This is a genomic window from Pseudomonas putida (assembly GCF_003228315.1).
Lineage (GTDB): Bacteria > Pseudomonadota > Gammaproteobacteria > Pseudomonadales > Pseudomonadaceae > Aquipseudomonas > Aquipseudomonas putida_S.
Window position 1 is genome coordinate 3,697,136 of sequence record NZ_CP029693.1, and the last position, 13,945, is coordinate 3,711,080.

Sequence of the window (13,945 nt, forward strand, 5' to 3'; positions counted from 1 at the left end):
AAAGCCGCAGACGCGACCGAGACAAATCCGCTTCACCGCGTCAGACCTGGCTCTTTTGCCAGCGGTGCACGTCTTTTCTGACGGGCCTTCCAAGGCTACTGACGAGCACACCCACTGATTCCTCTCACGACGATCAGCCCAAGGCACCGCTTGCGTGCCAAATGATGAGCTATCCGAGACCGACGACCGGTCGCAGCCGGATTCAGCGAAACACTTTCAAATAGTCGAATACTGATCGGTATTAATGTCAGTGGATTTTCGGCAGATACACTTCCCGACAGCGATTATGCAGACGACACCGGTCGAGCCGCCTATTTTGTGCGCCTCAAACAACGACCCGCGTTCGACCGCCCATCGTTAAGGGCACCCTTCAGAGCAGACGACGAGAACGCCATGGCCGGGCTGATTCCCCAGAGCTTCATTGACGACCTTCTGAACCGCACCGACATCGTCGATGTGGTCAGCTCGCGCCTGCAACTGAAGAAAGCCGGCAAGAACCACACGGCCTGCTGCCCGTTTCACAAAGAGAAAACACCGTCCTTCAGCGTGAGCCCCGACAAGCAGTTCTACTACTGCTTCGGCTGCGGCGCTGGCGGCAATGCCCTCGGCTTCATCATGGACCACGACAACCTGGACTTTCCCCAGGCTGTCGAAGAACTGGCCAAAGCCGCCGGCATGGAAATCCCCCGCGAAGAGAGCGGCCGTCGGCAAAAACCACGGCAGCCGACCGATTCGCCGCTGTATCCGCTGCTGACGGCCGCCGCTGACTTCTACCGCCAGGCCCTGAAAAGCCATCCGGCGCGCAAAGCCGCCGTGGATTACTTGAAGGGTCGTGGGTTGACGGGTGAAATCGCCCGGGATTTCGGCCTTGGCTTCGCCCCACCGGGCTGGGACAACCTGTTCAAACACTTGAGCAGCGACACCCTGCAGCAGAAAGCCATGATCGATGCCGGCCTGCTGATCGAGAACGCCGAAACCGGCAAACGCTATGACCGCTTCCGCGATCGCGTGATGTTTCCGATTCGTGACAGCCGCGGGCGCATCATCGCATTCGGTGGCAGGGTGCTGGGCGACGACAAGCCCAAGTACCTGAACTCGCCTGAAACCCCTGTATTTCATAAGGGCCAGGAACTCTACGGCCTGTATGAGGCGCGCAAGAACAACCGTAGCCTCGATGAAATCATCGTCGTCGAAGGCTACATGGACGTCATTGCCCTGGCCCAACAAGGTCTGCGTAATGCTGTCGCGACGCTAGGCACCGCCACCAGTGAAGAACACTTGAAGCGACTGTTCCGCGTGGTGCCCAACGTGTTGTTTTGCTTTGACGGCGACCAGGCTGGCCGCAATGCCGCCTGGCGTGCACTGGAGGCAACGCTGTCGAGCCTGCAGGATGGTCGTCGCGCGCGCTTCCTGTTCTTGCCCGAGGGCGAAGACCCGGACACCCTGGTCCGCTCCGAAGGCACCGATGCTTTTCGCGCTCGAATCAACCAACATGCGCAGCCGCTGGCCGATTACTTCTTCCAGCAACTGACCGAAGAAGCCGACCCTCGCTCCCTCGAAGGCAAGGCCCACATGGCCACTCTCGCCGCACCGTTGATCGAAAAAGTGCCGGGCGCCAACCTGCGCACCCTGATGCGCCAGCGCCTGATGGAAATCACGGGCTTGAGTGGCGAGGCTGTCAGTCAGTTGGTGCAAAGTGCACCCCAGGATGCGCCACCCGCCTATGATCCGGGCATGGATTACGACGCCATGCCGGACTATTCCGACTTCCATCAGCCTCAGGAGGCCTACGCGCCCCAGCAGGAATGGACGCCCAAGAAACAGGGTGCCGGCAGTGGCAAGAAATGGGAGAAGAAACCCTGGAGCAAAAACGGCAAGCGCGGTGATCGCGATGAGTCCTATGCTCCACGCACGCCTGTGGCGGTAGAAGCGCCGACACTGATCGCCCTGCGCACGCTGATCCACTACCCGCAACTGGCCGGCAAGGTCGAGAGTGCCGATCATTTTGCCAACGAGAGCAACACCTATGCTCAGGTACTGATCGCCTTGATCGAAGCGGTGCAGAAAAATCCTAAGCTAAACTCAATTCAGTTGATGGCCCGCTGGCACGGAACAGAGCAAGGGCGCCTGTTGAAAGCACTCGCGGAAAAGGAGTGGTTAATTGACGGCGACAACCTTGAACAGCAGTTTTTAGACACCATTACAAGGTTATCCGCGGGCCAGCACACGCAGACCCTCGACGAACTCATCAAGAAAGCAAGGCAGCCGGGATTATCGGCTGAAGAGCAATCCCAGATCGCAAAACAGATGCGAGACCTCTTAAAACAGAATGTTTCCGCATCCAACCCGACCTCAACTGGCGCGTGAGGTCATAGCTCAGGTATAATCCTCGGCTTGTTTTTTGCCCGCCAAGACCTTCAGTGGATAGGGTGTTATGTCCGGAAAAGCGCAACAGCAGTCTCGTATTATCGATTTGATCAAACTGGGTCGTGAGCAGGGTTACCTGACTTACGCCGAGGTCAATGACCACCTGCCCGAGGATATTTCAGATCCGGAGCAGGTGGAAGACATCATCCGCATGATTAACGACATGGGGATCCCCGTACACGAGGTTGCTCCGGATGCGGACGCCCTTATGCTGGCCGACGCCGATACCGACGAGGCCGCTGCGGAAGAAGCAGCCGCTGCGTTGGCAGCGGTCGAGACCGATATCGGCCGCACTACCGACCCGGTGCGCATGTACATGCGCGAAATGGGTACGGTGGAGCTTCTGACCCGTGAAGGCGAAATTGAAATCGCCAAGCGTATCGAAGAAGGCATCCGTGAAGTGATGAGCGCGATTGCGCACTTCCCTGGCACGGTTGAGCACATTCTCTCCGAGTACACTCGCGTCACCACCGAAGGCGGTCGCCTGTCCGACGTTCTGAGCGGTTATATCGACCCGGACGACGGCATTGCGCCACCTCCCGCCGAAGTACCTCCGCCGATCGACGAGAAGGCCGCAAAAGCGGATGACTCCGACGATGACGAGGAATCTGAAGGCTCGGATGACGAGGAAGAAGCCGAAAGCGGTCCGGATCCGGTCATCGCTGCACAGCGTTTTGGCGCTGTTGCCGATCAGATGGACATCACTCGCAAGGCCCTGAAAAAGCACGGTCGCCACAACAAGGCGGCAATTGCCGAATTGCTGGCCCTGGCCGAGCTGTTCATGCCGATCAAACTGGTGCCGAAGCAGTACGAAGGCCTGGTCGAGCGTGTACGCAGTGCCCTGGATCGTCTGCGCCAGCAAGAGCGTGCAATCATGCAGCTCTGCGTTCGTGATGCGCGCATGCCGCGTGCCGATTTCCTGCGCCAGTTCCCGGGCAATGAAATCGACGAAAGCTGGACCGACGCACTGGCCAAAGGCAAAGCCAAATACGCTGAAGCCATCGCCCGCCTGCAACCGGACATCGTTCGTTGCCAGCAGAAGCTGACCGCGCTGGAAGCCGAAACCGGCCTGACCATCGCCGAGATCAAGGACATCAACCGTCGCATGTCGATCGGTGAGGCCAAGGCCCGCCGCGCGAAGAAAGAGATGGTGGAAGCGAACTTGCGTCTGGTGATCTCCATCGCCAAGAAGTACACCAACCGTGGCCTGCAATTCCTCGACCTGATCCAGGAAGGCAACATCGGCTTGATGAAAGCGGTAGACAAGTTCGAATACCGTCGCGGCTACAAGTTCTCGACTTATGCCACCTGGTGGATCCGTCAGGCGATCACTCGCTCGATCGCCGACCAGGCCCGCACCATCCGTATTCCGGTGCACATGATCGAGACCATCAACAAGCTCAACCGTATTTCCCGGCAGATGCTGCAGGAAATGGGTCGTGAACCGACGCCGGAAGAGCTGGGCGAACGCATGGAAATGCCTGAGGACAAGATCCGCAAGGTATTGAAGATCGCCAAAGAGCCGATCTCCATGGAAACCCCGATCGGTGATGACGAAGACTCCCATCTGGGCGACTTCATCGAAGACTCGACCATGCAGTCGCCAATCGATGTAGCAACCGTTGAGAGCCTTAAAGAAGCGACTCGCGAAGTTCTCTCCGGCCTCACTGCCCGTGAAGCCAAGGTACTGCGCATGCGCTTCGGTATCGACATGAATACCGACCACACCCTCGAGGAAGTTGGTAAGCAGTTCGACGTGACCCGTGAGCGGATTCGTCAGATCGAAGCCAAGGCACTGCGCAAGCTGCGCCACCCGACGAGAAGCGAGCATCTGCGCTCCTTCCTCGACGAGTAATCACAAGACCCCCGGCCCAGGCCGGGGGTTTTGTTTTATGAAGATTAAATCCCCCCGCTCTACCCTCCCGCCGATTTGCCCGTCTACACTCGAAACATTCCCCGTGCCATAACGAGACCGTTATGCCCAGACTGTCGACTGTGCTTTTTTTACTGTCGCTGATGACCTGGACCGCAACGGCTGGCGCGTTGACTCTGACTGACGAAGAACGTAGCTGGCTGGCGGCCCACCCGGACTTGCGCCTGGGTGTCGATGCATCCTGGCCCCCCTTTGAGTTTCGCGACGATCAGGGGCGTTACCAGGGCCTTGCGGCAGACTATATCGACCTGATCCGCCAGCGATTGGCGGTGAAACTCACCCCCATAGAACCGGTCAGTTGGACGGTGGTGCTGGATCAGGCCAAACAAGGCAAGCTGGATCTCTTGCCTGGCATCATGTCGACTCCGGAACGCCAGGCATTCCTGTCGTTCACTCGCCCCTATCTGGATTTCCCGATTGTCATCCTGGCCCATGTCGGCGGCCCTCAACCGCGCAAAATCGAAGAGCTGTACGGCCTGAAGATCGCCGTGGTGGAAAACTACGCTCCCCATGAGCTGCTGCGTACCCACAATCCCGACCTGAACCTGGTGGCCATGCCCAATGTCAGCTCGGCCTTGCAGGCGCTGGCCACCGATGAAGTGGATGCCGTGGTGGGTGACCTGGCTTCCAGCGTCTGGAGCTTGCGTCAGCTCAAGCTGGAAGGGCTGTATGTCAGTGGCGAGACCCCTTATCGATATCAGTTGGCCATGGGCGTGCCACGGGACAACAAAATACTGGTCGGCATCCTGGATAAAGTCCTGGCGGACATGAGTCCGGCAGAAATCAGCGCCATACAAGAACACTGGGTGGGTAACGTCCTCGATCATCGGACATTCTGGTCGGACCTTGTGATCTATGGCCTTCCCGGCCTGCTGTTGCTGGTCGCCGTGCTGGCAGGCGTTATCCGGGTCAATCGCCGACTGAGTTCGGAAATCGCCCGCCGGGTGGATCTGGAGCAGGAGCTTCGCAGCAGCGAATATCACTACCGCGGGCTGGTGGAGAGCCTGTCGGCCATCGCTTGGGAAGCGCGGATGAGCGACTTCACCTACAGCTATGTGTCGCCGCACGCTGAGGATTTGCTCGGCTACCCCCTGTCTCACTGGCTGATCCCGGGCTTCTGGCGCAACATCATTCACCCTGCGGATCTAACCCGAGCACAGAGCTTTTGCGATCACGAGGTCCTCGCCGGACGCGATCACAGCCTTGATTACCGAGTGATCACCGCTGACGGTCGTACCCTGTGGGTTCGCGATATCGTCAGCCTGATCGAACACGGTCACGAGCCCGTAATGCGCGGGCTGATGATCGACATCAGCGAAGCCAAGCGCACCGAAGAAGCGCTGCGGCTGTCGGAACAGAAATTTGCCTCGGTGTTCCAGCAATGCCCGGACATACTGGTCATCGCCCGGCTTTCCGACGGCTGCCTGCTGGAGGTCAACGAAGCGTTCGAAGAACAGATCGGCCTCAAGGCCGAAGAGGTCATCGGCCTGACCGCCACCGACCTCAACATCTGGGGCATTCCCGGCGTCGGGCCGGGCCTTTTGCAGCGCTTGCAGGCCGGCAGCATCCGCAACCTGGAGATGCCCTTTCGCCGCAGCAATGGCCAGGTGTTTACCGGCCTGATCTCGGCCGAACCCTTCGACCTCGATACCACCCCGGCACTGGTCGTGGTGGTGCGCGACATCACCCAACTCAAGGAAACCCAGCAGCAACTGCAAACCTCCGAAGAAAAATTTGCCAAGGCCTTCCACGCCTCTCCCGATGGCTTGCTACTGTCACGGCAGAGCGATGGCCTGCTACTGGAAGTCAACGAAGGTTTCAGCCGCATCACCGGTTTCAACAGTGCCATGTCGGTGGATCGCTCGGCACTGGACCTGGGGATCTGGGTCAACCTCAACGAACGCAAGCAGATGCTCGATCTGCTGCACCGCGATGGTTTCGTCCGCGATTTCAGCTGCCACATCCGCCGCAGCGACGGGCAAATCCGCCTCTGCGAAGTCTCCAGTCGTCCGCTGCCGATTGGCGATGAAGACTGCATGCTGACCATCGCCCGGGACATCACCGAGCGCCACCTGATGCAGGAAAAACTGCAACAGGCCGCCACCGTATTCGAGAGCACCGCCGAAGGCGTGTTGATCACCGATACCCAGCAGCACATCAGTGCGGTCAACCGCGCCTTCACCGAGATCACCGGCTACAGCGAAAGCGAAGCATTGGGCCATACACCACGCCTGCTGGCCTCGGGCCTGCATGACAGTGCGTTCTACGCTGCGATGTGGCACCAACTGACTGCCGAAGGCCACTGGCAGGGCGAGATCTCAAACCGACGCAAGAATGGCGAGCTCTACCCGAGCTGGCTGACCATCAGCGCTGTGCGCAACCGGGACAGGTTCATCACCCACTTTGTCGCCGTGTTCGCCGATATTTCCAGCCTCAAGCACGCCCAGGCCAAGCTCGACTATCAAGCTCACCACGACCCGCTGACCGGGCTTCCCAACCGCACACTGTTCGAAAGCCGCCTACAGAATGCACTCAATGCCCAAAGAGAAAACGGCGGCCAGGGCGCGGTGCTGTTCCTGGATCTGGACCGTTTCAAACACATCAACGACAGCCTCGGCCACCCGGTTGGCGACCTGCTGCTCAAGGGCATCGCCGTGCGCCTCAAGGAACAATTGCGCGACATCGACACCGTGGCGCGGTTGGGCGGCGACGAATTCATCATCCTGCTGCCCGGTCTTCAACAGCCCAGCGATGCCGACAACATCGCCAACAAGCTGCTCAATTGCTTCACCGCACCGTTCCAGGCCGGCGAACACGAGTTCTTTATCAGCTCCAGTATCGGTACCAGCCTGTATCCACAAGACGGCAGCGATGTGGCCACACTGATCAAAAACGCCGATGCGGCGATGTACCGCTCCAAGGCCAAGGGCCGTAACCGGGTCGAAAGCTACACCTGCGACCTCACCGCACAGGCCAGCGAACGCGTGGCGCTGGAGCATGAATTGCGCCGCGCCATCGAGCGCAACGAACTGCACCTGTACTACCAACCGAAGATCAGCCTCGATGACTACCGCCTCGTCGGCGCAGAAGCACTGATTCGCTGGCGCCACCCGACTTTTGGCGACGTGCCGCCGGAACACTTCATTTCCCTGGCCGAAGAAAACGGCATGATCCTGCAGATTGGTGACTGGGTGCTGGAGACCGCCTGCCGGCAACTGCACGAATGGAACAAGAGCTACGTCGGCCTCGGCCCACTGTCGGTCAACCTGGCAGGCGCGCAATTGCGTCAACCGAACCTGCTCGGCCGAATCGAACAATTGCTCAAGGACTACCGCCTCAAACCCGGCCTGCTGCAACTGGAAATCACCGAAAACTTCATCATGAGCCAGGCCGAAGAAGCGCTGGCCGTGCTGCATCAGCTCAAACACCTGGGCGTGCAACTGGCGATCGACGATTTCGGCACCGGCTACTCGTCCCTGAGCTACCTCAAGCGCCTGCCGCTGGACATCCTCAAGATCGACCAATCGTTCGTTCGCAGCCTGCCGGATGACCCCCACGACGTCGCCATCGTGCGCGCCATCATCGCGCTTGGCCGAAGCATGCAATTCACCGTGATCGCCGAAGGTGTCGAAACCCAGGCGCAGCAGCAATTCCTCGCCTACGAGGGCTGCGAGCAGATCCAGGGCTACATCGTCAGCCTGCCTCTGCCTCCGGACGAGTTCGCCGCGACGTTTCTTCGTACAGCCGTATTGGATTTTTCGGATAGCACAGCCGCGAAACCGTCGTTATAATCCGCGACCTACTGGGGCCTATAGCTCAGTTGGTTAGAGCAGAGGACTCATAATCCTTTGGTCCACGGTTCAAGTCCGTGTGGGCCCACCAAACAAGAAAGCCGCGCAATGCGCGGCTTTTTCGTGTCTCCTTGACCACTGATAGTGGTTAACAATTAGTCGCTGATCCCTTGAGCCGCCACAGGCAATTGGCCATTATCTAAGCCTACGTCCGACATCCGGGATTCATGCACGCCTACCCGCTCAGTTAACGATCATTACTTAAGCGGCTTTGCTCAAGGAAGAATCCGTATAGAAATGCTCTTACGCGTAGCTCTTATTAGCAGTCACAGCATTGCGTATAAGCGCACACCAATTAGCGTGATGACTCAAGCCTACCACTGAACCTTACCTGCTCTTTTTCGAAGCCATATATTTTTATAAGGACGTACATGAGCGCATCAGCCGAAAATTCGACCACGACGATCATTGATCTCAATCACAGCGATACCAATGCAAAACTTGAAGTGAATCAGCTTGTTCAGCATCAGAGCTACAGCAAGCTAAAGCAGCTTATTAAGGCGGACCTAGAGAGTTCTAAAAAGATCCTGACGCCAAGACAGGCGTCCCGAGCAGAAGACGGCTACCCCTATGGCAGCGGGTTGGTTTACTTCATTGATGGTACACGCGGCGCGGGCAAATCCACCTTCTTGCAAAGCGCCTTTCATGCACTGGGCAATGAAAAGACCGAACTCAGCGTCGGCCCTCTGGCCTATGTCGATCCAAGTCGGATTGAGCGTAGTGAAATCATCCTGCTGAGCATCCTCAAAGCCCTTAAAAACCGCATTATGGGCGCTAAAGTCGGCTCTAGCTTGGATGGGGAAAACCTTATCAAGCGCTTCCGCGAGCAGTTTAAGAAACTAGCCGGTGGCTTGAGCCTGTTTAGCTCGAACCACAACCAGCTTCAGGATCTAGACCCAGAGCTCTTTTTTGAATGGGGCTTGGAGCGAGCTGGGCACAGCGCGGAGCTGCGCAAAAACTTCCACGCACTGCTCGATTTGGCCTGCCAGGTGCTAGGCGACGATGCGCTTATCATTGCCTTTGACGACGCCGATACCCATGCGAAACACGCTCGCAGCGTGCTCGAATGCATACGCAAATACCTTGATACTCCCCGCCTTGTGGTCCTGGTAACCGGCGACATTGAGCTGTACTCGCTGATGGTAAGAGATCACTTTTACGACAGCCTAGGCGACGCCGCACATGGCCAGGTGAAAGAGCGAGCGGACCAGCGCCATAAGATGGTCGATCACTTAGAAGACCAGTATCTGCTCAAGCTTTTCCCCATGCATCGTCGATTGCAATTGCGCCCGCTGTGGAATCTTCTTCAAAACGGAAAAGACCAGTTCCAATTGACCCATTCCAATTGGAGTAAGCAGTTAACCCCCAATGATTTAGTCAGCTCCTTGATTCGGCGCGGCCTGCGAATCAAGAATCCCCGTGATCTTGAGCTCTATAGAGAGTTCCTGCTGAAGCAACCCTTGCGCTCGGTACTGCAAGTATTGTCTCGGTGTGCCCCCGACTACGACCCAGACGGCTCTGACACATGGAAGCCTGCGCTCTCCGAAGCGCTGAGCGAGAGCTTACGGGCGTTGGCGTTGGGCAGCTTGTATAAGTTTGGTGTGGATGTAGACGCCATCGCAGCCCAAGAGTTACCAGCATTGACCAAGGCGGTGTTTGACCTAGCTATTCGTGACGGCGACTTCGATACCGCGGCCTACCTGCGCCCCCAACCGATTGATGCTGATCTAAAGAACAGCTTTGCAGCGCTATCGGCCGACGTAACCCGCCTTTGCGCAGAGAATCCGGCAACACTGATTGACTACATGCTGGCGGCCCCCGGCAGTGTGGCGTTGTTTGGACAAGTACTGAGGCGCAAAGCTAAAGACCTTCGAACCGGGGAAGATCGTCAGAATCTTCGGAAGCAGTTTGAGCAATATATGGGGATCGGTCGAAAAGAGGACGCCCTTAATTGGGCTCGTCATGCGGTGACCATTCTTACCGCGCCATATGGGGCAAACCCGACGACTCCCGTGGTTTACTCCGGCGTTATCGGTTTAAACAAGAGGAAACCAGGAGGTGGAAGCCCGGATTACATAACCGCTGATAGCATACTCAAAAGCTGCGATGAGCTGCCTGCGATTGCATTGGGTCTAGTGGAGGTCTCCGGCTCATCCTCTAGGACCTATGCCTCGATTTACAACATCCTTGGCCTGATAGCTCGGTTGCTTTCACTTGAACCGAAGGAAGGTAAGTATGATGTTATGAGTGTCTTACCTAAGCCCTACCCACCGCTCACCGTGTCTCTACCGCAATGGGAAGCCGACAACGCAGATGAGGAAAAGGAGGAAGAAGCATCGGATCCTGTCGAGGACGCAAACAAGCTTACTCGGCTTGTAGGCGTTGTCGAACAGTGGCTCAACTCTACCAACCTTCTCCGCAAGCGGCTCAATCCATCGGCTGTTTTGATTGGCAAGATCTGGACTCGTCTGTATTTCAGTCTGGAAAAAGTTTGTGACGACAATCGGCCCGACATCGCTAAGAAGTCGATCGGCGCAGGCAACCTTATGGAGTTGTTTGCCCTCTGCGTTATCAATGCCTTCTATGTCGAGGAGCGTGATTACCACTTAAGTAGTAGCGCCAGCATCGCTTCAAATGGTGCGGACACCGACCGCACCAACCCACTAAAGTCAGCCAAATTTTTTATTAAAAAGGTTAAGTGGACTCAGAACGCCTACCAAGAGCTACCCCTAACGTACCTAGTAGCAACCTGTCCGTTGATATTGGGGCTCTTGGAGCCAAGCGTTGAAGCGACAAAACTGGTTTCCGCACTCATATCCGCTCACCCCGAAGCAGAGGCTGCGAAAGGCACTTCACAAGCCGAGAACGAGAGCTACACCCAAGCGGCGGAGAAATTACTTTGCGATCAGAAAATTTGGGACAAGCTCAACCGTACGTACATTCTGGGGATGAAATGGGGAGGCTCCCCTTCTGCGGGCGTCTCCAGAAAGAATGCTGGTGGGACGGCTAAATCTTGAAGAACACCAAGCGCGAACAGCCTGCCTCCGTTATCGCCCAAATAGGTACAACGCTACTCTCCAGTTACAAAGTGCTGGCGTTGGTACGGCAGACGCCATTTCGTCAGCCTCTGAACTCAAGCAACCTGCATGAGGCGGTCTATCTTGGATATTTGCCATGGTCGGCGCGCCTTCCGGATCACGTTTTTGAACATAGCTGGCAGCTGCTCGCACAGCAGTCTGCGAATAGAAACAGAGCGGGCCTGCTGATAGGTGCATTGCAGGAGATGGCTGATGAGTTTTTAGAGCACCGGCACGGTAACTTGCATGTTAAGCAACAGAAATTTGGTGCTTGGCAACAAAGCGTCGTAAGTCGTGTATCGGGCCTCCCCTTGCTGGCGGCTGCACAGGTCTCAGTGCAGCCACCAGCAAGGCTCGCAACCGAGATGCACACACAGTGGCCTTGGGAACCTCCGCAAACTTGGGCCAGCAAAAATTTGCCTGTCGTCAGCCCATACGACCCCTTGGTAGAAGATTACCTAAGGCGTGAAGGCCTGCACGAAACTCACCTGCACCTCAACGGTAGCACCCATGCGGAGAATTGCTGGCTGCGCGCCCTTCGCACGCCCAAGCAAGAAACAAAGGACTTCAGCCTAAAGTGGCATACCCCAAACGCGGCCGACGCCGCAGCAGTGCGCGAGTTGGCGCGATCAATCAATCCGGACCTCTCACCTGCTGAATTGCATCGTCAACTAGTGGCGGCAGGCCGCTTGAGAAAGTGGCTGGTTGCAGCAGCGACTGACACACTCAACCCAGATTCCCAACTTCCCCACGATCTCTCCGAACTGATGGACGATGAGAGCTTGCAGAAGGAGATCCCGCCCCCAGCGTCGGCGCACTTACAGCTCTCGGTGCAAAGTTCCACGGCGGACGAGTTGTATTGGATGCAACAGCTTTTACTCAAACTCAAGAGCCGTCCCAGCGTAGCTCTAGAACGCATGTTCCATACCTATCTAATGCTCCAGAACCAGCATTACCGCCTTTTGGTGCAAAGCGAGGAGCAATTTGGCTTCGACCAGTTTCAGAAATTTACATACAACAAGTTGCGGGACCCCGCCGAGGAAGACTACCTGCCTCGCTTTTGGGCGATGCACGGTAAAGCGGAAAATGTAAGCCGCACTACCTATCTGGAAGGACGACTCTCCCCTAAAGATACACTGCGCAGAAATTACCAATTGCTCAAAGCTGTTCTGGGCGGCTACTGGTGTTACCTACACAATCAAGACCCGCAGAGTCGTAGCTCAGATCCAGTGCCTCGCAAGCTTGGTGAGTTGTTGGAAAAGCTTGAAGAACATTTTCGTAGAATGTCGCCCCTTGATCGCACGCATCACCGCCTTGCTCTGGTTGTACATTTCATCAAGAAATCTTGGGCGCCCAGCCGAAAGGCTGGCCCGTACCGCTTTTATAAGCAACGTCAGGAACTGGAGCTTACAACTAATGTGTTGCTCGAATGCCTCACTCGCTGGCCTCGCCTAAGAACCTGGGTGCGCGGTATAGACGCTGCCGCAAACGAACTGCACGCGCCTCCTGAGATATTTGCCAGTAGCTATCGCGTGTGCCAGCGGGCTGGTCTAACTCACCGCACCTATCATGCTGGTGAGGACTTTGCACACCTTCTGAGTGGGCTGCGCACCATATATGACGCACTGGAGCTTCTCGATCTGCGCGACGGCGACCGCATAGGTCACGGCACTGCCATGGGCATCTCGCCCAGGCTGTGGCTGGAGCGTATGCCTGGTCAGTTAGTGGTCAAGAAAGGAGAATGGATGCTGGACTTGCTGGCCGCTTGGCGCCTGTTGCGAACCGTGCCAAGCGCAGCGGCCACAACCGCGCGCGTGGCAGATGATTTGGCTAAATGCGCAGGCGAAGTGTTCCGCCGAGAAATGAGCTGTACCTCACTAGAGGCCGCAATGGAACTCCGGCACCTTAACATCCGCTTTGTGCAGGCTGCCCTAGAAACAGACTGGTCAGTTGGCATAACTCCGCTAAGTGACCTCTGGCAGAGTGAAGCGCAAAGGGTTTTGGATGCGAAACGCAGCAGCCCTCAACACTTAAAACTGCTGTGGGAATGGCTCAGCGACCGAGATCTGTGGAGGCGCAGTGAGACACTGCAGAGCGTTGACGCTGCCTACTTCGATGAAGCCACTTACCTGTATCTCCAGCAGGCATTGATGCATGAAGTCGCTCACCGCAACGTGATCATCGAGACACTGCCATCAAGTAATGTGCGCATCAGTCAGTACAATAGCTTCAGCGAGCATCACTCCCTACGCTGGATGCGCGCGCCGGGATTTGTACAAGAAGGAGATCCAGAAATTATGGTTTCTCTCGGTTCGGACGATCCAGGCATTTTTGCGGGGGATTTAAACGGAGAGTTTTACCAGTTGTATGGAGTTCTTCGCAATCAAGGCATAAGCGACCACGCGGCGCTGGCGCTTCTAGCCCCAATCAACGAACGTGGCCGGGCGTATCGGTTCCATGACCCATTTCTAGGCTAAGGATTGGCCACAGGTATAAGGCTGCTTCTTCCTGTCAGTCAACAGTATGAGGCGGCTGGAACCTGGCCGCTTCGCGGTACAAAAAACAGTGCTCTGACGGTACAGTGTCCAGTTTTTACAAGTTTCGCTCAATTACACTTAAACCCACCGACGACAGTACTTTCAGCTAACTTTGCCTGC

At 56.7% G+C, this 13,945-nt stretch carries 5 protein-coding genes and 1 tRNA gene; all 6 read left to right on the top strand.

Annotated elements, in window-relative coordinates:
• The first annotated feature begins 393 nt into the window (after positions 1-393).
• The 6 genes from dnaG to DKY63_RS17340 all read left to right on the top strand — a co-directional run bounded on the left by dnaG (position 394) and on the right by DKY63_RS17340 (position 13,765).
• Positions 394-2,367: a DNA primase gene (gene dnaG / locus DKY63_RS17315; RefSeq protein ID WP_110965184.1), complete on the top strand. Its 1,974-nt coding sequence runs from the start codon at positions 394-396 to the stop codon at positions 2,365-2,367.
• A gap of 67 nt (positions 2,368-2,434) precedes the next feature.
• Entirely contained in the window at positions 2,435-4,282 is a 1,848-nt protein-coding gene (rpoD, locus tag DKY63_RS17320; RefSeq protein ID WP_110965185.1) for an RNA polymerase sigma factor RpoD, read from the top strand.
• A gap of 122 nt (positions 4,283-4,404) precedes the next feature.
• On the top strand, positions 4,405-8,151 hold the full coding sequence (locus tag DKY63_RS17325) for a bifunctional diguanylate cyclase/phosphodiesterase (RefSeq protein ID WP_110965186.1): 3,747 nt from the start codon (positions 4,405-4,407) through the stop codon (positions 8,149-8,151).
• A 14-nt stretch (positions 8,152-8,165) separates the two neighbouring features.
• Positions 8,166-8,242: transfer RNA gene (locus DKY63_RS17330), tRNA-Ile, on the top strand.
• Between the two features lie 340 nt (positions 8,243-8,582).
• Positions 8,583-11,228: a hypothetical protein gene (locus DKY63_RS17335; RefSeq protein ID WP_110965187.1), complete on the top strand. Its 2,646-nt coding sequence runs from the start codon at positions 8,583-8,585 to the stop codon at positions 11,226-11,228.
• Positions 11,225-13,765 (top strand): hypothetical protein, encoded by a 2,541-nt coding sequence (locus DKY63_RS17340; protein ID WP_110965188.1) that lies wholly within the window; start codon positions 11,225-11,227, stop codon positions 13,763-13,765. Before DKY63_RS17335 ends, DKY63_RS17340 begins: the two co-directional genes overlap by 4 nt.
• Positions 13,766-13,945 lie beyond the last annotated feature (180 nt).